The organism is Microbacterium murale, assembly GCF_030815955.1.
Taxonomy (GTDB): Bacteria; Actinomycetota; Actinomycetes; order Actinomycetales; family Microbacteriaceae; genus Microbacterium; species Microbacterium murale_A.
Genome location: NZ_JAUSXK010000001.1, coordinates 2,822,552 through 2,843,788, shown reverse-complemented (window position 1 = coordinate 2,843,788; position 21,237 = coordinate 2,822,552). Strand labels below are relative to the sequence as shown.

Annotated in this window: 18 protein-coding genes; 4 read left to right on the top strand and 14 right to left on the bottom strand. The window is 60.0% G+C overall.

What is annotated here, in order from left to right:
* Nucleotides 1-7 precede the first annotated feature (7 nt).
* The 4 genes from QFZ46_RS13850 to wecB (QFZ46_RS13835) form a co-directional block, all read right to left on the bottom strand.
* Complete coding sequence (locus QFZ46_RS13850) at nt 8-1,105, bottom strand: DegT/DnrJ/EryC1/StrS family aminotransferase (RefSeq protein ID WP_307362478.1); 1,098 nt, start codon at nt 1,103-1,105, stop codon at nt 8-10.
* Between the two features lie 78 nt (nt 1,106-1,183).
* Nucleotides 1,184-2,179 (bottom strand): Gfo/Idh/MocA family protein, encoded by a 996-nt coding sequence (locus tag QFZ46_RS13845; RefSeq protein WP_307362475.1) that lies wholly within the window; start codon nt 2,177-2,179, stop codon nt 1,184-1,186.
* Nucleotides 2,179-3,474 (bottom strand): nucleotide sugar dehydrogenase, encoded by a 1,296-nt coding sequence (locus QFZ46_RS13840; RefSeq protein WP_307362472.1) that lies wholly within the window; start codon nt 3,472-3,474, stop codon nt 2,179-2,181. The genes QFZ46_RS13845 and QFZ46_RS13840 overlap by 1 nt, the downstream gene beginning before the upstream one ends.
* Nucleotides 3,475-3,539: 65 nt before the next feature.
* Nucleotides 3,540-4,604: a non-hydrolyzing UDP-N-acetylglucosamine 2-epimerase gene (gene wecB, locus QFZ46_RS13835; RefSeq protein WP_307362470.1), complete on the bottom strand. Its 1,065-nt coding sequence runs from the start codon at nt 4,602-4,604 to the stop codon at nt 3,540-3,542.
* A 162-nt stretch (nt 4,605-4,766) separates the two neighbouring features.
* On the opposite strand from wecB (QFZ46_RS13835), the gene QFZ46_RS13830 reads away from it, so the two are divergent.
* The 4 genes from QFZ46_RS13830 (at nt 4,767) to QFZ46_RS13815 (ending at nt 9,146) form a co-directional block, all read left to right on the top strand.
* Nucleotides 4,767-6,221 carry a polysaccharide biosynthesis tyrosine autokinase gene (locus QFZ46_RS13830; RefSeq protein WP_307362467.1) on the top strand — a complete coding sequence of 485 codons (1,455 nt, stop codon included), beginning with the start codon at nt 4,767-4,769 and terminating at the stop codon, nt 6,219-6,221.
* Between the two features lie 275 nt (nt 6,222-6,496).
* Nucleotides 6,497-7,279, top strand: a complete 783-nt coding sequence (locus tag QFZ46_RS13825) for an AraC family transcriptional regulator (RefSeq protein ID WP_307362465.1) — start codon at nt 6,497-6,499, stop codon at nt 7,277-7,279.
* Between the two features lie 190 nt (nt 7,280-7,469).
* Nucleotides 7,470-8,105 (top strand): hypothetical protein, encoded by a 636-nt coding sequence (locus tag QFZ46_RS13820; protein WP_307362462.1) that lies wholly within the window; start codon nt 7,470-7,472, stop codon nt 8,103-8,105.
* Nucleotides 8,106-8,120: 15 nt separating this feature from the next.
* Nucleotides 8,121-9,146 (top strand): MauE/DoxX family redox-associated membrane protein, encoded by a 1,026-nt coding sequence (locus QFZ46_RS13815; RefSeq protein WP_307362459.1) that lies wholly within the window; start codon nt 8,121-8,123, stop codon nt 9,144-9,146.
* Between the two features lie 424 nt (nt 9,147-9,570).
* Here QFZ46_RS13815 and QFZ46_RS13810 read toward each other — a convergent pair whose 3' ends face one another.
* The 10 genes from QFZ46_RS13810 to QFZ46_RS13765 form a co-directional block, all read right to left on the bottom strand.
* Entirely contained in the window at nt 9,571-10,719 is a 1,149-nt protein-coding gene (locus QFZ46_RS13810; protein WP_307362457.1) for a hypothetical protein, read from the bottom strand.
* A gap of 81 nt (nt 10,720-10,800) precedes the next feature.
* A complete protein-coding gene (locus QFZ46_RS13805) occupies nt 10,801-12,018 on the bottom strand; it encodes a hypothetical protein (RefSeq protein ID WP_307362455.1) in 1,218 nt (405 codons plus the stop codon).
* A 35-nt stretch (nt 12,019-12,053) separates the two neighbouring features.
* Nucleotides 12,054-13,358 carry a lipopolysaccharide biosynthesis protein gene (locus QFZ46_RS13800; RefSeq protein ID WP_307362453.1) on the bottom strand — a complete coding sequence of 435 codons (1,305 nt, stop codon included), beginning with the start codon at nt 13,356-13,358 and terminating at the stop codon, nt 12,054-12,056.
* A complete protein-coding gene (locus QFZ46_RS13795) occupies nt 13,351-14,715 on the bottom strand; it encodes an O-antigen ligase family protein (protein ID WP_307362451.1) in 1,365 nt (454 codons plus the stop codon). Before QFZ46_RS13795 ends, QFZ46_RS13800 begins: the two co-directional genes overlap by 8 nt.
* 92 nt (nt 14,716-14,807) lie before the next feature.
* Entirely contained in the window at nt 14,808-15,626 is an 819-nt protein-coding gene (locus QFZ46_RS13790) for a glycosyltransferase (RefSeq protein ID WP_307362449.1), read from the bottom strand.
* 423 nt (nt 15,627-16,049) lie between these two features.
* The gene (gene wecB, locus QFZ46_RS13785; protein ID WP_307362448.1) at nt 16,050-17,177 is read right to left on the bottom strand and encodes a non-hydrolyzing UDP-N-acetylglucosamine 2-epimerase; all 1,128 of its coding nucleotides are present in this window, start codon (nt 17,175-17,177) and stop codon (nt 16,050-16,052) included.
* A gap of 1 nt (nt 17,178) precedes the next feature.
* Nucleotides 17,179-18,273, bottom strand: coding sequence for a polysaccharide biosynthesis C-terminal domain-containing protein (locus QFZ46_RS13780; protein ID WP_307362445.1), 1,095 nt, complete (start codon nt 18,271-18,273; stop codon nt 17,179-17,181).
* Nucleotides 18,270-19,316: a polysaccharide biosynthesis protein gene (locus QFZ46_RS13775; protein WP_307362442.1), complete on the bottom strand. Its 1,047-nt coding sequence runs from the start codon at nt 19,314-19,316 to the stop codon at nt 18,270-18,272. Before QFZ46_RS13775 ends, QFZ46_RS13780 begins: the two co-directional genes overlap by 4 nt.
* Nucleotides 19,313-20,557 carry a glycosyltransferase family 4 protein gene (locus QFZ46_RS13770; protein WP_307362440.1) on the bottom strand — a complete coding sequence of 415 codons (1,245 nt, stop codon included), beginning with the start codon at nt 20,555-20,557 and terminating at the stop codon, nt 19,313-19,315. The genes QFZ46_RS13775 and QFZ46_RS13770 overlap by 4 nt, the downstream gene beginning before the upstream one ends.
* A complete protein-coding gene (locus tag QFZ46_RS13765; RefSeq protein WP_307362438.1) occupies nt 20,554-21,237 on the bottom strand; it encodes a sugar transferase in 684 nt (227 codons plus the stop codon). The genes QFZ46_RS13770 and QFZ46_RS13765 overlap by 4 nt, the downstream gene beginning before the upstream one ends.

Below are 21,237 nucleotides of genomic sequence, written 5' to 3'. Positions count from 1 at the left end.
GCAGCTTTCAGGCGCCTGCTCCGGCTACGGTGTTGACGGCGGTGACGATGCGTTCGAGATCGTCCTGGGACAGGGACGGGTGCACCGGGAGCGAGGCGACCTCGCGGGCCGCACGCTCCGTCTCGGGTAGATCCAGGCCCGGCGCGTATGGTGCCAGCGAGGGCAGACGGTGGTTCGGGATTGGGTAATACACACCCGCACCCACACTGTGCTCGCTCTTCAACGCAGCCACGAACCCGTCCCGATCCTCCGGAACACGGATCGTGTACTGGTGATACACATGCACCGCACCCTCCGCGACCGGTGGGGTCACCACGCCTTGCAGGTTCGCATCCAGGAACGCCGCATTCGCCTGACGCGTCTTCGTCCACGCATCGACCTTCGTCAACTGCACCCGACCGATCGCCGCATGAATATCCGTCATACGCGCGTTGAAGCCGATGATCTCGTTCTCGTACTGCCGCTCCATACCCTGATTACGCAGCAACCGCAGCCGGCGGGCGATCTGTTCGTTCGCCGCGGTGACCATGCCACCCTCACCACTGGTCATGTTCTTCGTCGGATACAGGCTGAACATCGCGAACTCACCGAACGAACCCACCGGGCGACCATCCAACGCCGCACCATGCGCCTGCGCCGCGTCCTCATACAACGCCACACCCCGTGCCGCCGCCAACACTTCCAGCTCCCGCATCCTGGCCGGGTGCCCATACAGGTGCACCGGAAGTATGCCCTTCGTCTTCGGGCCGATCGCCGCAGCAACCGCCTCCGGGTCCAGGCTGAACGTCTCCGGCTCAATATCCACGAACACCGGCGTCGCCCCCGTCAACGCGACCGAGTTCCCCGTCGCCGCGAACGTGAACGACGGCACGATGACCTCATCCCCCGCACCGACACCCGCGGCCAACAGGCCAAGGTGCAGGCCCGCCGTCCCGGAGTTCACCGCGACAGAGGGACGACCCGGCACGAAATGCGCCGAGAACTCCTCCTCGAACGCCGCCACCTCCGGCCCCTGCGCGACCATGCCGCTGCGCATGACACGATCAACCGCCTCCCGCTCCTCATCACCAATGATCGGCTTCGCCGGAGAAATGAACTCGCTCACACAGACTCCTTCATCAAAATTTCATCACTCTCAATGAACCGCGAGCCCGCCGAACGACGTGCTCCGTCCAACCAGGGCTCAGTTCGACCCGAGATTCACGGCGACACCGGTACGCGCAGCATCCAGCGCCGCCTCGACCACGACGAGCGTGCGCTGCCCTTGAGCCATCGTCACGACGTCGGTCTGCTTTCCGAGCACAGCGTCGCGGAACGCCTCGTGTTCGATGCGGAGCGGCTCACGCTTCGCGAACGAGTAGCGGGTTATGTCGCCCTCGGAGACCCCGCGGAAGCTCGATACAGAAGCCCATTCCGACGCGATGGTGCCGTTGGCATAGAAGGTCAGGTCGCCGACCGAGGTGTCTGCGACGAAGGCGCCCTTCTCCCCCGTGACGACGGTGAGACGCTCCTTCATCGGTGAGAGCCAGTTCACGATGTTGTTCACGATCACGCCCGACGTGGTGCGTCCCATGATCGTGATCATGTCTTCGTGCTCGCGTCCGCTCTTGAACGCGGTCTGCGCGTACACATGGTCGTAGTCGCTCTGCACGACCCACGCGGTCAGATCCACGTCGTGAGACGCGAGGTCTTTCGCCACACCGACGTCGGCGATACGAGCAGGGAAAGTGCCCTGGCGACGTGTCACGACCTGGTAGATAGCGCCCAGCTCATCGGCTTCGATGCGACGGCGCATCTCCTGCAGGGCGGGATTGAAACGCTCGATATGTCCGACAGCTCCGATGAGGCCTTTGGCTGCGAACGCGTCGACCATTCGCTGACCGGCCTCGAGCGTGTGCGCGATCGGTTTCTCGACGAGTGTGTGAACGCCCGCTTCAGCGAGTCGGAGCGCAGCATTCTCGTGGAACGCCGTGGGGACGGCGACAACAGCCAAATCGATGCCGGTGTCGATGAGCGCATCGATGTCAGGAAGAATCGGCAGATTTCCCGCGACACCGTGGGGATCACCACCAGGGTCGGCGATGGCAACGAGATCGACGCCTTCGAGTTCGCGAAGAACACGCGCGTGGTGTCGGCCCATCATGCCGACGCCGAGCAGGCCCGCACGCAGATTGGCCATCAGGCTGCCGTTCCGACGACGATGCGGGGTGTTCCGACCCAGCGGGCGGGATCGGTGGCATTGCGGCCGTCGACGAGGAGCTTCACGCCGGGAAGGCGTTCGGGTCCGAGGTCACGGTATTCGGCGTGGTCGGTCTGCAGAACAGCCACGTCGACATCACCACCGAGCGCATAGGGTTCGAAGCCGAGCGCACGCAGCTCGTCGTCGGTATAGATCGGGTCGTGCACGACAACATCCGCGCCCCGCTGCGTGAGTGCCTGCACGGTCGGGAAGACACCCGAGAACGCGGTCTCCTTCACACCACCCCGATACGCCGCCCCCAACACAACCGCCTTCAGCCCCGTAAGGTCCCCGAGAATGCCCTCCGCCTGAGCGACCAGGCGCTCCGGCATCGACGCATTCAACTGCCGGGCGACACGCACGATGTCCGCATCAGGGTCCGTGGACAGATACAACCGCGGATACACCGGGATGCAATGCCCACCCACCGCGATACCTGGACGGTGAATGTGACTGTACGGCTGCGAGTTGCACGCCTCGATCACCTTGTACACATCGATCCCGTTCGCCGCCGCGAACAACCCGAACTGATTCGCCAAACCGATGTTCACATCCCGGTACGTCGTCTCAGCAAGCTTCGCCATCTCCGACGCCTCCGTCGTGCCCAGATCCCACACCCCATTCGGACGCGGAAGATCCGGACGCTCATCGAACTGCAACACCGCCTCATAAAACGCCCGCGCCAACCGGTTGCCCTCATCAGAGAGCGCACCGATCAACTTGGGATACTTCCGCAGATCCGCGAACACACGACCAGTCAGCACCCGCTCCGGCGAATACGCCAAATGGAAGTCCTTACCCTCCACGAGACCGGAACCCTCCTCCAGCATCGGCTTCCACCGATTACGAGTAGTCCCCACCGGCAAAGTCGTCTCATACGACACCAGCGTCCCCGGCGTCAGATGCTCCGCCAACGACCTCGTCGCCGCATCCATGTACCTGAAATCCGGCTCCCACGTCTCATCATTCACAAACACCGGCGCAACCAACACCACCGCATCAGCCCCCGGGATCGCATCCGCATAATCAGAGGTCGCACGCAGCCGACCCGCAGGAATGAGTTCTGACAGCTTCTCCTGGAGGTGCGCCTCACCGGGGAACGGCTCGAGGCCTTCGTTGATGGTGTTCACGGCAGCCTGGTTCACGTCCACACCGATGACTTCATGACCGGAGTCGGCGAACTGGACGGCGAGAGGAAGCCCGATCTTTCCGAGGGCGACAACAGCTATGCGCATGATGTTCAGTCTAGGAGTTTGTATGACGTACTCAGGTTCACGCCAGCGGCAGGCGTCGTGCCCAGTCAGAAGGCTCTGGCGAGTACGGCTATGACGCGTTCGGCGGCGTGCCCGTCACCGTATGGTGTGGCATCCGTATTTGTCGGGCGATCACGAGTCACGGCCGTAGCGATCTCTCCTGCAGTGTTCGCAAGTACATTCCAACCAAGTTCGATCGTTTCGACCCACTCCGTCTCCGTCCGCACCGTGGTGCACGGTACTCCGAGCAGAAACGCCTCTTTCTGCAACCCACCCGAATCGGTCACGATCCCTGCCGATGACAACGCCGCCGCTATCAAGTCGGGATACGCCAACGGCGCATGCGCCACCAAGGATCCCTGCGTCAGCTCGATCCCATGAGACGCCGCCTTCGCGACCACCCGCGGATGAGCAAGAAGAATCACTGCCTTATCCAACGCGGCGAGACCAGCCGCGACCTCCGCCAACCGCTCGGGATCATCTGTGTTGTCCGCTCGATGGATCGTCGCCACGTAGTAATCGCCCGGCGTCAACCCCAGCTCATCCACCAACGCCGATTTCGCACCCGAGAGCTGATCGCGCACCTCGAAAAGCACATCCGTCATCACATCGCCCACCAGCACGGTCCGCGCGGACAGCCCCTCACTGGCCAAGTGATCGACTGCGACCTGTGTCGGAGCGAGCAGAAGGTCAGCAGCGTGATCAGTCATCACTCGGTTGTGTTCTTCCGGCATCCGCCGATTGAAGCTGCGCAACCCTGCCTCCAGATGCGCGACGGGAATGTGCATCTTCACCGCACTCAATGTCGCCGCGACCGTCGAGTTCGTGTCCCCGTAGACCAGAACCCAATCAGGACGGTGCTCATCGAGCACCCCGTCCAAAGCCGCGAGCATTGCTCCCGTCTGCACCCCGTGCGAGCCACTACCGACTCCCAGATGCACGTCCGGCACGCCTATACCCAGATCCTCGAAGAACACATCAGACAACATCGGGTCGTAATGCTGCCCCGTATGCACTATCACGTGCTCTACACCGGCGGCCCTCGCCGCCTGATGAATCGGCGCAAGCTTCACGAACTGAGGACGCGCACCCACGACGCTGAGAATCTTCACGACAGAATTCTACGGGTCACGGGGTCACGGAACTTCCGACGGAATCACGCGCGGGTGCTGTATTCAGAACCCTCCGCATGCGTACGACGCTCCGATCACCCGTATGCTCGTTCCAATGCACTCCCGCGCGTGATCCTGCGGGACACGTGAGGGGAACGACTGGTGGAACTGAGCGACTACATCCGCATTCTGCGCGCGCACTGGGTCGTGATCATCATCGCGACGATCGTCGGCGCCAGTGCGGCCTTCGGCTGGAGCGCACTTCAGCCGCGCGTCTATTCGGCGGACACGACTGGAATCGTCACCTCGACGTCGGGTGATGGCTCGAGCGGCAGCGCACTGGTCGGCAACCAACTGGCTCAGAGCCGGGTCAAGTCGTACCTCAACCTTGGCTCGTGGCGCGCGGTCGCCGAGCACGCCATCGATGATCTCGATCTGGATGCGACACCAGAGGCCCTCGTCTCTCGCGTCACCGTGACGAATCCCGTCGACACCACGGCGTTGATGGTCACGGCCAAAGGTCCCACTCCGGCATCCGCTCAGCAGCTCGCCGAGGCATGGATGCGGGGCATGGCGATCGAGATCGAGAAGCTCGAGGGCGGCACAGATACTGCTCCCGCAGCGGTAACCCTGATCGTCGGTGACTCCGCCCGGCTCCCCACCTCCCCGTCGTCTCCCAATACCCGCCTCAACATCGTCATCGGCGCGATCGCCGGGTTGGCGCTGGGACTCATCTACGCCTTCATACGGCACACCGTTGACCGCCGTGTGCGCCACCCTCGTGACATCGAGCGCGAAACGGGGGTGTCAGTGATCGGCACGCTCCCACTCGAGAAGACGATGTCGGAGGGTCGCCAGGTGATCGATTTTTCTCTCGACGCGCAGCACGGCGTCTCACACCACACCGTGGAATCGATGCGCGAGCTGCGCACCAATCTGCAGTTCATCGACGTCGACAACCCCCCGCGCGTCATCGTCGTGACGAGTTCCGTTCCCGGAGACGGGAAGTCCACCGTCGCTGTGAACCTCGCCTCAAGCCTTGCAGCCGCCGGGCAGTGGGCAATGCTCATCGACTGCGACCTTCGACGCCCCGTCGTCGCCGACATCTTCGGCATATCAAATGACGTCGGGCTGACCGACATCTTGGCAGGGCGGGCAGAGCTCAATGATGTCGCGCACCGGCCAGACAAGAACACACCGCTCGTCGTCATCGGCGCGGGCCGTATTCCACCGAACCCCAGTGAGTTGCTGGGGTCCGCCCGAATGCGCGAGTTCGTCACGGAGCTCAGCAAGACGGCTGTCGTCATCCTCGACTCGCCACCGGTACTTCCGGTCACGGACGCCGCCGTGCTCGCCGCGAGCGCGGATGGTGTGATCATCGTCGTCTCGTCCGGCAAGACGACGTTCGACATGCTTCAGCGCGCCATCAGCAGCATCACTCGAACGACAGGTCGGGTGCTCGGCGTCGTGCTGAACAAGGTGCCCCGCAAGGGCGCCGAGTCGGCCTACTACGGCCGTGAGTACTACGGTGCGTACGAGCGCTACGGCAGGGATGAGCCGAGCACGGAAGATGCGACGCTCCCCGAGCCAGGGGTGCGTCGCCGCAGTGCGTCGTAGCGCTAGTCGTCCGGGGAGGCACCGGGTCAGTGTTTGACCTGTCTGCCAATGGCCATCGTCCGGTCTGAGCACGTGCGTCCCCACCACGGTATGGCATAGCGATAATCTGTCGAGCATCAGGCGGGGGCCGCTGAGCCCTACGGATACGCAGAAAGGTGCCCATCGTCATGCCAGGAAAAGTGCGGGAGATCGGCCACCTTGCGTTCGCTGCGCATGGCTTCCGTAGCCTCTCCGGAAAACTGAATGTGAATGCGCGCGAGCGTATCTGTGGTGCCGTGTCCCTCTGGTCGATCTGGGGCGACGCGGCAGAGTTCATCGTGCATCCGGACCCGGAAGAGCACCATCTCTCGTTCGTCTTCGTCGAAACCGGTACTTTCACTTCACGATATGCAGACGAACCTTGGCTGGCTTTCGAGGCTGGTTTGATCGTCGCACCGCACGGCATCGCTCGCCAAGTGAGGTTCAACGAGTCGTGGCGGGTTCTCATCGCGCAGATGCCACGCGCAGCCCTCACAGCATTCGTACCGCAACTGCCCAACGCGGTGAGTGCTTTTCCGGACCGCAGGCTGCTTGATCAGGCCATGAAGTCGTTCCTCACCGAAGTGATCGATCGAAATGAGTCGACTTCAGCCATCGAGCGATACGCGATCGAACAGCTCGTCATGGAGATGGGCGGAGCTGTGCTGCTCGATCGCCTCGGCACAGGTGGAGTGCATGGGAGCCCGCGCGCTGTGCTTCGGGATCGTGCCCTCGCCGTGATAGCCCAGCAGGGTGCTGACCTCAGCTTGACTCCCAGTCGCGTCGCGCACGACGTCTCGTCATCTCTGCGCCATCTGCAGTCGATCTTCGCCGAGGCCGGAACGACCGTCGCCGGCGAGATACGCCGGCAGCGCGCTCGCCTCGCACGGTCGCTGCTGACGGACAGCCGTTACGACGTGTTGACGGTGGAGCAGGTGGCGCAGCGGTCGGGCTTCGGGAATGCGATGAGCCTCCGCCGTGCACTCCACGACGTCTACCGCGCGAGCCCGAGAACGCTGCGATCGGGGCGCGGACAATGACGATGATCGAACATTCCGCGCAGCTATAGAGCAAACAGCGCGCAGTTGTTTGGAAGTCTCGATTTGCGATGAGCCGTACCCCTAGGTTGATGGCTACGGGGAGGCTCCGGGGGATGTAGCACTATCGCGTCGCCTCACCGTTCACCCTGCGGCGACGCCGCACATCCACCAGTAACCAGGAGTAATCACAATGACTGAAGAGAACAAGGGCTTTTCTCGCCGTACCGTCGTCAAGGGCGCCGCATGGTCGGTTCCGGTTATCGCCGCAGCTGTTGCGACCCCGCTTGCCGCAGCGTCGGTCACGCCGACTTGGAACGGCACCGTCACTGGCAACTGCGCCGGTGACTACGACATTTCCGTGCTGACCGGCATCGTCGGCGCTGGTCTCGTCGGCGTCGTGCAGACGGCTCTTGGGGTGCTCGGACTTGAGCCGAACGCGACCCGCGAGTTCACCATCACCGCCACGACCGGAGACATTCCTGCGGGCACGGTCTATGAGCTGACCGACCCCAACGCCCTGCTCACTGTTGGTGGCCTGGAGTCTGTCATCGGTGCGGGTGTCGCTGGCATCGCCAGCACCACCGGCGGTTTCGTTCTTACCCTCGCTGCCCCGATCCCCCAGGGCACTTCAGTCACGGTTGACGTATACCGGGCGCTCGTGAATGTTGGTGTACTCAGCAGCTTCACGCTGACTCAGACTACGGCCGATGCCGTTCCTGGCGACAACACTTCCACCCTCAGCAGCCTCGCTGCGGTGGCCGTGAACCTCGGCGACCTCGGCATCCCGTTCGTGACTGGTTCTCTCGCAGTCCAGACTTGCGGCTAGCATTAAGCTGACATCGTGATAACGGATCCCGTCGAGTTCATTCTCATGTTCTCGACGGGATTCGTTGCTTTGGTGCTCCTGATCTCGGGAGCCGCAAAGATCGCGAACTCTGCGGATGTTCTCGCCAGCATGTCTGCACTGAGGGTGCCCGTTTTCGCACGGCGACGTTGGATTGCCGCGGCTGTACCTGCATGGGAGATCTGCCTCGGTCTTGCGTTACTCCTCGCCCCTGGCTGGATGCGAGTTACGGCTGCCGTCCTTGCGGCGTGCACATTCGTCGTGTTCACACTGTTCATTGCTGGCGTCCTCTCTCGCGGCGAAGAGGTCGACTGCGGGTGCTTCGGCCCTCTGGCCATAAACGACCGTGTCACAGCATGGACGATAGCTCGGAACATCCTGTTGATCATGCTGTCGGTAGCAATCGCAGTGACCGTCAGTAACGGATCTTCATTCGTTCTTGAGTTCTTTGGTGCGGACATTGTTTCGCTCCTCGCTGTCGCCCTAGCATGGGCGCTCGTAGTCGCTGTCCTGCTGCTGACGGCGCTGTTGCATGCGCGACGCTCCCAGCGCGACACAATAGCCAATGAGGATTCCCTCCCCCTGTCTGCTGTCGCTGAGGTCGGTGTCCGGATTCCCGACGCCGAGCTGGTGAGCTCAGAGAACGTCACAATTCCGCTCCATGCTCTGGGATCCGGCTCGCCGGTATTGCTCGTCTTCCTATCTGCTGAATGCAGTAGCTGCGCCGTCATTGCCCGACGGCTCGATGAATGGCAGAAAGCGATTCGACCTGTCACCTTGCGCGTCGCGACGTCGTCGCGGCCCGATGTCCTCAGAGAGCGGATGCCAGACGCGCTGCCGTTCGCGTACTTTGGGTCGCTTTCCGCCAAGCGCGCGCTCGGCGTTCAAGGTTCGGCTGCAGCAGTTCTGCTTGGTGGTTCAACCCACCCTCTAGTTGCGTCACCAGTCGTTCGCGGTGAGGCAGAGATCGACGCGCTGGTTAATGGCATCTTGGACGCGCAATCCGCATCGACTGCTTCCTGAGAGATACAGACCGCGATCGCATTGCAGCGCCGCCACAAGCACCTGAAAGGAACATCGCGCGCAGTGATGACGCGCAGTTCCTGCGAGGTCGTGGTTTTGCACCGAGCCGCGCTCCTCGATCTATGGGCACTCAGCGGCTTCGTGCGGATGCAGCGGTGCGGCATCGGCCCGCCCCTCCCCTGCGGCTATACCGCGCACCGACCAGCCTTCTCGTCCGCGCCGTTGCGACCGTGATCCAGACTCGACTACGCCGGTCGCCGGTGATCCGGGAGAGCACCCATTCAAAGAGTGCGGTTCCGACCAGGCACGACCAAGTCCAGCCGATGAGGCGCATCCCCATCATGAAGATTCTTGGCACAACGCGCTGCGCCGCGTCTGCACGAACGGGCTGCGCCGAAATTGCCATCACCATAGCGAACAAAGTTCAGCGTGAATCACGTCTCCGGGCCAAGCCCGCTATCAGGGCTCGGAGTCCGTGGTCCGCCCGCCTGATTCGCAAGTGCCAAATGTTCGTTAGGCCAGAATCGCGCGCTACGGGGCCAGCCAAAAGGCTCTCACGAGTCGGCCAGAAAATCCGACCCGCCGCCCTCAGCCTTCTACGTAGAGGCAGGGTGCGCAGCGCTGCAACATACCCGCGGAGCGCCGTCGGTTGCGTCCGCCAGGCCCAGTCAACTGGGACTCTCGCATTTGCATAGTCGATCACGCGTTCCGGAAACACCTTCATAAGTGGTTCCTTCAACGCGAACTCCGCGCCAGTGCTTACTGCGACGTTCACCGCTGGCTCCCCAGCCAGTGAGAGTATATGGGCAGCACGGTCAATCTGGTTGGAATCTGCTTCCCTACCGCCAACAGGCCTGATCTCATTCAACGCGCCGATGACGGCATGCATCGCTCGAGTTGGCGTCCGCCCCGTATAGCCGGCGAAAATTCTGGCTTCCGTGGAGTTCAGCAATTGAGCAAAGGCCTCCGAGGGCGCGACTGCCATCCCCGGGAACCAAGTGTGGACATCAACGGCGCAGCCCCACTCGGGTGCGCGCAACGTTAGTGAGTGGAGCACTGCAGTACCAGTGAAGGCTGAGAATGCCGGGCGCCACCCCCAGGGCTGCATCGCTCGCGCGAACCTCTCCTCGGCTCCTGGTTCAACCCAACAATCCACATCCCCTGAGTGCTCCCGAACACGCAATCCTTGAGAATGCAACGTCGGCCCCTTGATGAACACCAACTCAACACCGGCGCTCTCAGCGACTCGTCCAAGCAGTGAATAAGTAAGCTCGTGAAGGGGCGAAGACATCCAGGGAGTGCTGATCTGCCGGACGCGCGCCGGATGCTCAAGGTCGCGCGAGGCTATCCCCATACTCTCCAGCTCTTCTAAGATGAGCGCTTCATCAGGATCGATCTCGTCTGCGTCAACGGCCTGCACGACGAGCCTCTCCCACATCGCCGCGCCGCTTCCCCAAAGCATCACCGGAATGGCCGGTCGGGCTGGGGCAACCAGATAACGATACCTACTCCTCCAGAGCTCGGTGTCGCGAACATCGAGCGCACCGAAGCTTATGGCTACCCAGGAGGACATGTACTCACTCTTCCACAGTGCAAATGGGCGCTCGAAAGCCCTCCCTCATTGAATGCATCCTCGGACCAGCTCACGCTGCAATCACTCCGATCTAATCCAGTGGTGTTGGAGCATCGTCGCGCTCATGGCACCGTCGTGTACTACACCTACAAAGTGCTGGCCAGCGGCCGCGATCTCAGCCATTCGTTCATGGTCGCCTACAAGGTCCTTGAGAACCGTGTATATGGTCTCCGGCGTTGCTTCAAGAATCGGAAGTTCCAGGCCCGTGTGCTCGACGACGAAAGCCCGAACGCGTTCAGTAACATGCCCGAGCACAACCTTTCCGGCTGCCATTGACTCGCACGCAGCGACTCCGTAGGAACCGAGCCGAAACTGGTCCAGAACAATATCTGCTCGGAGAACTTCATCGCGGACCTGTGCGGACGGCACACCGGAGACTTCCTTGTATCTGATTACCCCCTCCTCAGCGAGCCGCTCAACAGCTCCGCGGATGAGATGGCTCCCTTTAATCGAGGACTTACTCGGCGTGTGGAGCACTAGAGGGCGTTCGACCTCGTCCACGCGAGAGCTGCTTTCCCTAATGGTAGGAGACCAATGTGTTGGATCGACAACTACCGGAACCCAGATCCCATGCGGATAATCCCCAACCAAATCGGGGGTCGAGACGAAAACCGGTGCAGCAGAACGTTCCAGTAGCGCAAAATTTCGATCGACGCGCCGTTGAATTCGATCGACGTACGTATCATTATCGAAAAATGGTGAGAACTCAGTCGTCTCCATATGATGTCTCGGCGAACGAATATCCGAGCCGTGACAAATGAAAGCAACTGAAAGACCATGAGAACGGAAGAAGTCCTTCTCGGCTTCGATGTCGTACCCGAAACGTAAACCGAAGATCGGCACCTCGGCCTCGACCAGAAGGTGCGTGAAGGAATCGAGGACGTGCGCGACTTCTCTGTCCTGCCAAACCCTGCTGTACCGATTGACGTCGTGTGGCACGGCACGATCCGTAGGAAACCTGAGCCCTCCGGGAAACTCGATCGTGAGGTTCACAGCCTCCGCATCGGCGATATGAGAGCTAATTGCCTGCGCCCAGGCGTGCCCCTGGCCAGCGTAATTTGTCGGTGCCACTAAAACACGTAGACGAGCTGATGGAACCGGGACAGGGAGCGGAATAGCCAACGGACGGCGCTGAATGATTAGGAGCCGAGTCCAGTCCGAAAACCGTTGCATCGCCGATCCGACGATGGAGTCAAACGCACCATTGAGCCAACTCGGCGCGTGATACAGCCGTTGCATCAACCACACCTTCAGCCAAGATCGCCCTGTCACCATCACCCCTTAAGGTTTGCGGCACCGGCAAGATACCGTCGATCATCGGCCCGTGCTGCGAAGAGCGCAAGCACGAGAAGTCCAACCAGCAACGCCGCCATAAGAATGCTGGTACACCAGACTGCGAAAAGGAGATCGTCACGTAGCATCGACAACATCAGAATCGGCGCAAGCGTGTACGCCACACCGAAAATCGCCTGTCGCCCCTGCGTACCTGTGACTACGAATACCGACGCGATCGGGGACGTTACCAAGTTTACGAAGAGCCAAGGCACCAATGCCTGCGCATAACGCCCCGCGTCCGCCCAGGACTCACCGAGCAGAATAGGCAGAAACCATGGGCATAGCAAAAAAATCACGATGAAGATCGGAAGAGTAAAAAGCGCCACACGAGTAGTCGTTGAGAGAACGATTGAGAAAAGCCGACCTCGATCTTGATGCGACATCCTTTGGAAATACACCTGGTTGAGCGCTGAGCCGACAAGACCTACTGGCGCCTGTACGCTACGCCAAGCCATGGAGTACTGGCCGAGCGCCTGCTGAGATTGGCCGCCAATAACTAGATTGATGCCCGTGTTCCTTATCCCATCGAGCAATGCCGTCGGGGCGTTCAGTAGCGGCATCTTCTTGTAACGCCTCAATGCAACTAGAACCCGTTGTCCGCTTATCCCCTTGCGTTCTATTGAACTAATCCCCTGCTGCGAGAGAAGGTAGACGAGGGCGATGAGCTGCGCGACGAGTAGTCCGATGATCAGCCCCCGAACATCTCGTAGCATCAGCCATCCAGCGACAGCCTGGAAGACAACTGTGGAAGCACTGAAGATAATACGGTATCTACCCAACGTCGAGAATCCGTTATGGCGCGTGTGCCACAAGCTGAGGATTGATATCTCACCGAGCAAAACAACGTGGAGCGGAAGCGTCAGTAGCCAGTATTTGTATTCTGTAGCGTCAAGAAAATGGGCAAACGAATCAAGGAAGACGAGCATGCTGATCTCGAGCAGGATTGCGACGAGCCAGAGAAGACGTCGTGCCAAACTTTTCAGCGCGAGCGCATTGTTCCGCGACTTTGGGAGCAATATTGCATACTCGTATCGGCCAGTGGCGACGAGCGACACCAGCGTCGCCGCCGATACGTAGATCGCCAGAAACCCGAAGGCGGTCGGACCATAAACGCGACTAAGAATGGGGATCCCCAGGATAGTGATGACCTGGGCGATGAGGTTGCTCGAGCTCAACGTCAGGAGATGCCTGGCAGATGGGCTCCTCAGCGACTTGCGAAAAGCCCGGGTGATGCGCTCACGCATAATACCGACGCACGCCCGCTCTGGCCCGAGCCGCACGAGATCGCGGCTTGGCTCTCAGGGCCGGATCTGTCTCGCTGACCGAAGCCATTCGTCCTAGCGCCACCAATGCGCAAATATAGATCCACGCGGCTGGCGCACCCAGGAATGTGCTATGCAAAGTTGCAGCGAACGGCAGGAATACGATCAAGAGAAGTTGAGCGAGCCCCAACACGTAATCCCGATCCCGCACCGACTGAGCAGACCGCATCAACTTCCACCCATAAATACCCGATTGGATAAGTAGGAGAGCAAACAGGAAGAAAACAATCACGCCGTACTGGCTCAGTATCTCGATTAATCCGTTGTGCGGGTTAATGATCGAGTTTGTTGGAAAAATGTCCCGGCGCGTCTGCATCAAGGACTCATACACATCCGGCCCGATACCAATGAGCGGACTCTCAGCGGTGAAGATCAACCCATTCCGCACAAGATTGAACCTCAACAAGAATGACCCGTCGTCGGAGTCCGTAAAAATACTACTCTCACGCAGTCCATTGACGACTGTATTTCCGTCTGGCGTGAGCATTTGGGCAATTATAAGTGCAGCAGCCACAAGTAGCAGCAACAATCGACCAACGTGTTGATTCTGCAACAGCTTCCACAACGTAATTGTGATCACAATCAATAGGCATGTCAGCCCAGTACGACTATTGGTCTCGAGCATGAAGTAAAGTGTCGACGCCTGGAGCAAGCAGTATAAGAACCGCACTGAGCGCTTATTTGCAGAGAGAGCGTATGGCATGAAAACGATGCTGCTCGCCAATAGGAACAGTCCGAATCCGTTTGGGTTACCGAAAAGACTCGATAAGCCTACATCTTCAAGCGCGTATCCCCTGGTGATCAAGAAGTTATTCTGAGGCACATACCCAAAGAACTTCTCCAGTATCGCTACTGCTGCAGATAGCAGGTACGCGGCAGTCCACCCAACAATCACCGCATCAAAAGTACGGTAGCTCGCTCGAATTGTGGCCACACCGAGTAATATCACGATTCCCGAAAGAGAAATGGCGACTTCAGTCCCGAGCGGAACACCGCGAAGCAAAAGATGAACAAGAGTTACCGTAACCCAAGCCAGCACCAATAGAATGGTCGTTCGCGCCAGTTGGCTTATCTTTCGATGAGGTCGAAGAATAACAAACACACCGACAATCGCGAAAAGCGCACTTGTCACCACGTGTGGCGTAACGCCGCTGATGGAAACGGCGCCGGCCATGACAGCGGTAATAGGAAATATGAACAGCAGTAGTGCCATTCCTCGGGATATCTTCTGCTCCGCCGCCTTATTGGTCTCATCGGCAATTGAGTTCGTCGTTATCATGTGGCGGGCTCAGTCCGCTCTCGACGATGTGGCAATGGAAGCTCGCTCTTCATCAGAACCTTGCCTCAGAACTAGCGTGCGAAGCGACACAGTCAGTCATTATTGGCGCCAGTAATATTGTGCGTCAGCGCTAGCGCATCTCGAACGCGCGAGAAGTCGGACTCCCATGTGAGGCTGGTGTTCCCGAGATTTCGGCAACGACGACTCATCTCCTCGATATCAGCGTTCTCATGAATGTGCATAAGCGCGTCCGCGATCGCTTCGGCGGTGACTGAAGTAAGCCAACCCACCTCATTCTCTGTAACGAAAGCACGATTTTCAGGTAAATCACCTGCGAGGACGGGCCTGCCCGATGAGACGCATTCTAGAATCTTGTTCGACAGGCCGTCGTTTCCGGGGTCATCAGGTTCGTAGAGGACGATCCCGACATGTGCGTCCATATATGTCTTCGAAACTCTGTCGCTGTCAACTGCTTCTCTCCAGGTGATCACGTCGCCTGCACCAGAACGACGCGTAAGTTCCTGTAGCTCCGCAAGATACGACTGCTCTCCCGGGCCTACGATCTCAAGTTTGATTCTTGCGCCGCGTGCAGAGCAAATCGCAAGCGCTTGAATGAGAATCTCATACGCCCGCCCTCGAAATATTGAGCCGATGACGACGCAGCGAAGCTCATGAGCTTCGACAGGGTCCGCGTACGGCGCCCGCCAAGAAGACAGCGGTGCATTCCTCAGAGGAATCACTGCTCCGAAACCCCATTCACGGAGACGATTTGCGTCACTCGGAACTGCGACGGTCGCGATCGCTCCACGACGCGCCAACGCTCGAAGAGAGAACGGTTCAAACTTGCTGAACACCGACGCGAGCGAGTCAGTTGCGGTCACTAGTCCAGGCCGCTCTGCGATATCGATCATGACACGAGAGCCGTACCGCCATCTATGTGTCAAAGCGATTAGGGCCAGTGCGGGATTGGTGACGATGACCACTTCCGCTGGAGTCCTGAGCGCTATCCAAAAGAGGCGGACGAAAGCCGGGAGATACGCTAAGAAAATGTTGGCAATCTTCGAAGCAGCTGTCCCAGACGCCCGCCTTGGTCGAACTCGAACCTGATGTACAGCCACTCCGTCTGATTCGAATGTTCCGGCGCGATCGACACGACCAACGCGACCTGCGCTCTGTAGCGCCAAGTATCGGACGCGAAGAGAGCGGGCGAGCTCACGTGCCGTCTTTCGCGGGCGGGTTGCGAAGCGAATACTCCCGAGAGACACCACCAACACGGTGTCAGAGCCGTTCTGTTCTTCGACACCGTTCACGTGTGTGATCCCTCTTTTCTGATCCTACGCATGTAAGCCCAATCGGGCGCGGTGTGAGTGGGTGTTCGAAAGGATGAACGCCGTCGCCCGCCACGCAGTATTGCTGACCTCGTAACCAGCCGGCATCGAGGCTACATCAGCTGACGCAGACAAGCGAGCTGCGACAGATTGCACAATGTTTCCAGGTGCGAGTCCGGTAGTGATGATGGCGCCAGCATCAAGCGCTTCCGGCCGCTCGATGAAATCACGTACTGTTACGGCTGGGAAGTGGAGGATGCTTGATTCCTCGCTGATCGTGCCGCTGTCTGAAAGGACAAGCTTCGCCTCCTGCTGCAGTTTGTTGTAGTCGTGGAAACCGAACGGCGGATGGAAGACGATCCCTTCAACCGCCGCTGAGTCATCGAGTTCCTCGATGCGCTTGCGGGTTCGGGGGTGTGTCGATACCAGGATCGGCAGACCGAACTCCGCGCGGAGCGCCTGTAGCGCGTTGATGGCCGACCGCAATCGATCGGGATTGTCTACGTTCTCCTCTCGGTGCAGACTGACGAGGAAGTACTCCCCAGCCGCCAGGCCCATACGTTCGACGGCATCGCTTTGATCGATCTGCACGCGGTTCTGATCCAGCACCTCGCGCATCGGCGATCCGGTGAGGAGAATCCTCGAAGGGTGCAGGCCCTCTGCGAGCAGATTTCTGCGAGCATGCTCGGTGTAGACCAGGTTGTAGTCGGCGACGTGATCGACGAGACGCCGGTTCGTCTCCTCTGGCACGTTCTCATCGAAAGAACGGTTGCCCGCTTCCATATGGAACACCGGAATCTTCATGCGTTTGGCAATGACCGCAGAGATACAGCTGTTGGTGTCACCGAGTACAAGAAATGCATCGGGACGCTCTTCGAGCAGGACCTGCTCAGTCTTCGCGAGAATCGATCCCAACGCAGCGCCGAGCGACGATGTGTCCGCTTCGAGGAAATGGTCGGGCCGGCGCAGACCGAGGTCTTCGAAGAAGACCTCGTTGAGTTCGTAGTCGTAGTTCTGTCCCGTATGGACGAGAACCTGATCGGTGTGCTGATCCAGTAGCTTGATCGTCGCGGATAGTCGGATGATCTCTGGTCGCGTTCCGACCACAGTCATCACCTTGAGCTTGTCAGCCATGTCACACTACCTCGGGAATCGTGTCAGGGTTCTGGGGGTCGAAGATGTCGTTCGTCCAGAACGACGTGTACAGGGTGTCGTTCCCCACGTTCGTGATGTTGTGAGCCCACATCGTCGGCATGTCGACCGCACCCGGAGCATCTCCAGAGACTTCGAACGACACGACATCGTCGGAGAAAAGACGTCGCAGCGAAATTCGTGCCCTCCCCTGCAACACGGTGAATCGCTCGATCTTGCGCCGATGGAAATGGTCGCCTCGGGTCACTCCCGGCACGGTCGTCGAGAATGAAGACTGACCAGGGCCACCGTGCGAGCGGATGATCTCAAAGAACGATCCACGCGCGTCAGCATGCCGGGTCAGTGAGATCGGAGCCTGCGCGGGGAATGTGAACGAACGATAGGTGTTGAAGAGATCCCGGTCGAAGTCGCTGTCGACGTCGGGAATCTCACCGTCGTTGTACAACGCTGCGTAGCGCTGCAACCGTCCGAGCAGTCCGGTCACCGTCTCTGTTTCCTCGAGATCAGACTGAGCCTCGGGTCGAGCGGCGCCGGTCAGCAGATCCGCGGCGTTCTGTGCGTGCAGAAGGGTCAGTTCCTTGTCGTTCTCGACCGTCGGATTCTCGCCGTTCGCGATCAGGTGGCAGAACGTTGCGGTCACCGCGTTATAAAACGGGCGACCGTGCTCCCCGAACAGGTTCGGGAGTGACACATTCACGAACTCTGCTCCGATGTCCGAAGCAGCCGCGGCGAGCGTCTCCGCGGCACGCGCCTTCGCCTCGCCGTAGACGGATCCGTTGCCGACCTGCGTCGAATTCGCGTACGCCACCACAGGTGGTGGGTTGTCCGCAGCGCGAAGAGCGGCGGCGAACTGCTCTGCGAACGCGACGTTTCCTGCAAGTACCTCATCGTCGTTCGCGCGATTCACGCCGGCGATATGGATGGCACGCGCACTGCCGTCGACTGCGGCTACAGCTCTCTGAGCGTCGAACTCGTCGCCGAGAGAAACAGCATCTACGGTCACGCCCGTCTCATGAAGCGCCGCCTTGGTGTGCCAACCGAGAAAACCACCAGACCCGGAAACGGCGAAATGAGTCATCCGCTGGTCTCTTCCACCGCGATGCCGGCAAGACGCAGCTCCTGGCGCACCTCGGGCAGGGTGAGCAGAAGTTGCTCCACCTCTTCGACGGACATCTGCGCCACAGTGTGAGAATCGTAATCCTCGAACTTGGCCTGCGTTGTGTCGCCTTCTTCGAAGTAGGCACTGTAGTTGAGATCACGCTTGTCCGCCTCGACGCGGAAGTAGTCGCCCATGTCTCGCGCACGCGCGAGCTCTTCGCGCGTGGCCAGCGCTTCCGAGAGTTTCTCCGCGTGCCGAGTGCCGATCACCTCGAGCTTCGCGTTCGACTGGAACAGATTGAGAACTGCTTGAGCGAGCGTGCCGATCGAGCATGCTTTCGCCTTGCGAACGAACAGGTCGCCCTGCTGAGCGTTCTGGAACGCGAACTCGACGAGATCGACCGAGTGCGCGAGCGACATCATGAAGCGCGTCATGTCGGGGTTGGTGACTGTGATGTTCTTGCCGGACTTGAGCTGCCGGATGAACAGCGGGATTACAGAACCACGCGAATACATAACATTCCCGTAGCGCACGCAGGAGACTGTCGTCACCGCGTTCGGGTTGTTCAGCCCGTGCGACTGAGCGACCTTCTCCATGAGGGCCTTGGACATTCCCATGGCGTTCACCGGATAGACGGCCTTGTCAGTGCTGAGGCACACGAGCGACTTGACACCGCTCCGGTCCGCTGCACGGACCACGTTCTCACTTCCCGTCACGTTCGTTCGAACTGCCTCCATCGGGAAGAACTCGCAAGAGGGCACCTGTTTCAGGGCAGCCGCATGGAAGACGAAGTCCACATCGCGGCTGGCACGCTCGACGCTGTCATAGTCGCGGATGTCACCCACGTAGAACCGCAGGCGACTGTCTTTGATCTCGTGGCGCATGAGATCTTGCTTGGCTTCATCACGGCTGAAGACTCGGATCTCTGCCACGTCTCGATCGAGGAGCTTTCGCGCCACTGTGTGCCCGAATGAACCGGTTCCACCAGTGACGAGTATTTTCGTGCCAGCGTACGTCGTCATTCTTCTATTCTCCCGTGGTCTTCTGGGGCGTCGCGCTTGGCGATCGCGGCCAGGATGGTTTCGATCGAGGTCACCGCGCGTTCCTTGGTCAAGTACGCGTCGTAGAATTCCCGAGCGCGTTCTCGGAATGCTTGTCTCTCTTCAGATGTCGTCGCGTAGGCCAGGCGGAATGCGTCCGCGAGCGATTCGACGTTCTCCGGCTCAGCAGCCATCCCGAGTCGGTTCTCGACGACCAGGCGCGACACATCCCCCGGTACGGTGGTGATGACCGGAACCTGATGAGCGAGTCCGGCCTGGAACTTCGATGGGATCGTGCCTGCGAAGATGTCCAGATTCTTGAGCGGAACTACCTGAAAATCGGCCTGCTCGTAGATATCGACGATGTCATCTGGAGGTACTTTCCCCAGGAACTCGACCCTGTCCTGCAAGCCCAGCTCATTGGCGAGTTCCTTCAGGCGAGTATCCAGAACGCCGGCCCCCGCGACGAGAAGCCGGACGTCCTCGAGATCCTTCAGACGTGCCGTTGCCTTCAGCACCGTCTCCAAGTCCTGCAGGGCACCGAGGTTGCCTGCGTACAGCAGAACGAGCCCCGACCGGGTCTTGTGCGGCGCCGAAGCGGTGCGCTTCGAGTCCCGCGCCCAGTTGTAGACCAGGTGGACGCGATCGGCGGATGCGCCCCGTTCCACGAAGAGCTTCTGTGCGCTTGGGGCGATAGCGACCACGGCCGCCGCAGACGCATAGACCGTACGCAGCCATCGGCTGATGGCACGGTCCGCGAAATTGCCGACGGGCCCCGGAAGGAAACCCGACCCGGTAACCGACTCCGGCCAGATGTCCTGTACGTGGTAAAGGTACGGAATGCCGAACTTCTTCGACCAGAGATAGGCGACATGTGCGGCCGTCGCCGGAGTGCCATGGACATAGATGACGTCGGCATCTTTCACGAACGACGATGCGAACCGCGCGGACAACGGGAAGCTCAGATAGTTCGCGATCCTGCCGATGGCGTTCCGGGAGTGACTCGCGAAGATCGGCACTCGCCGGACTCGCACCGGACCTCGTGACTCGACGTGTCTCAACTGCTGACGGTACTCGCGAGGGACTTTGCCGGTGTCGTAGTGCGGAAACGCCGTCAGGACTCGAACGGAGTGCCCCCGTCGTGCGAGTTCTTGCGAAAGCTCATCTGCGATTCGCCCTGGCTTGTCCGGTGGAAAGTACTGCGAGACGATGGCGATCTTCATGCGTCGTCCTTCTTCTCGCCGATGTGCCGCCGAAGGTCGCCATTGTGGGCGCTCAACTCGTCGTGCTTCTCGAATCGAATACCCGCCCCGGATACGACGACGTTGAGAGTCTTAGCCATGATCTTCACGTCGAGACCGAGGCTCACGTTTCGAACATACGCCAGGTCCATCGCGATCTTCTGATCCCAAGTCAGCGAATTACGACCCTTCACCTGCGCAAGCCCGGTCATACCCGGTCGGACGTCCATCCGTTTGCGCTGATCCGCGTCGTAACGCTCAACCTGATATTGCAATGCCGGTCTGGGCCCGACGAGCGACATGTGTCCGAAGAAGACATTGAACAGTTGCGGCAACTCGTCGATGCTCGTGCGCCTCAGAATCGCGCCTACGCGTGTCACGCGCTCGTCGTTGGTGAGCTCGTTTCCCTCCGCGTCGTAGCTGTCCTCGAAGGTCAGCATGCTGCGGAACTTGATGATGCGGAAAGTTCGTCCGTGGAGGCCCGGACGGTCTTGAAAGAAGAAAGCAGGCCCCCGCGACGTCGTCTTCACCAGAACCGCGCTGACAAGAATGACGGGCGACAACAGGATGATGGCGATTGCGCTCCCGAAAAGATCGAGAAGCCGCTTACCGAAACGAGCGTAGAAACCCGTCTCGGCCGTCCGCGTCGAAGAAGTACTCAT

Excerpts from the sequence above, each read along its gene's own strand:
- QFZ46_RS13845 (WP_307362475.1), bottom strand. The coding sequence starts at position 2,179 with ATGGCCAATCTGCGTGCGGGCCTGCTCGGCGTCGGCATGATGGGCCGA.
- QFZ46_RS13840 (WP_307362472.1), bottom strand. The coding sequence starts at position 3,474 with ATGCGCATAGCTGTTGTCGCCCTCGGAAAGATCGGGCTTCCTCTCGCC.
- QFZ46_RS13820 (WP_307362462.1), top strand. The coding sequence starts at position 7,470 with ATGACTGAAGAGAACAAGGGCTTTTCTCGCCGTACCGTCGTCAAGGGC.
- QFZ46_RS13810 (WP_307362457.1), bottom strand. The coding sequence starts at position 10,719 with ATGTCCTCCTGGGTAGCCATAAGCTTCGGTGCGCTCGATGTTCGCGAC.
- QFZ46_RS13805 (WP_307362455.1), bottom strand. The coding sequence starts at position 12,018 with ATGCAACGGCTGTATCACGCGCCGAGTTGGCTCAATGGTGCGTTTGAC.
- QFZ46_RS13800 (WP_307362453.1), bottom strand. The coding sequence starts at position 13,358 with ATGCGTGAGCGCATCACCCGGGCTTTTCGCAAGTCGCTGAGGAGCCCA.
- QFZ46_RS13795 (WP_307362451.1), bottom strand. The coding sequence starts at position 14,715 with ATGATAACGACGAACTCAATTGCCGATGAGACCAATAAGGCGGCGGAG.
- QFZ46_RS13790 (WP_307362449.1), bottom strand. The coding sequence starts at position 15,626 with ATGATCGATATCGCAGAGCGGCCTGGACTAGTGACCGCAACTGACTCG.
- wecB (WP_307362448.1), bottom strand. The coding sequence starts at position 17,177 with ATGGCTGACAAGCTCAAGGTGATGACTGTGGTCGGAACGCGACCAGAG.
- QFZ46_RS13780 (WP_307362445.1), bottom strand. The coding sequence starts at position 18,273 with ATGACTCATTTCGCCGTTTCCGGGTCTGGTGGTTTTCTCGGTTGGCAC.
- QFZ46_RS13775 (WP_307362442.1), bottom strand. The coding sequence starts at position 19,316 with ATGACGACGTACGCTGGCACGAAAATACTCGTCACTGGTGGAACCGGT.
- QFZ46_RS13770 (WP_307362440.1), bottom strand. The coding sequence starts at position 20,557 with ATGAAGATCGCCATCGTCTCGCAGTACTTTCCACCGGACAAGCCAGGG.
- QFZ46_RS13765 (WP_307362438.1), bottom strand. The coding sequence starts at position 21,237 with ATGAGTACTTCTTCGACGCGGACGGCCGAGACGGGTTTCTACGCTCGT.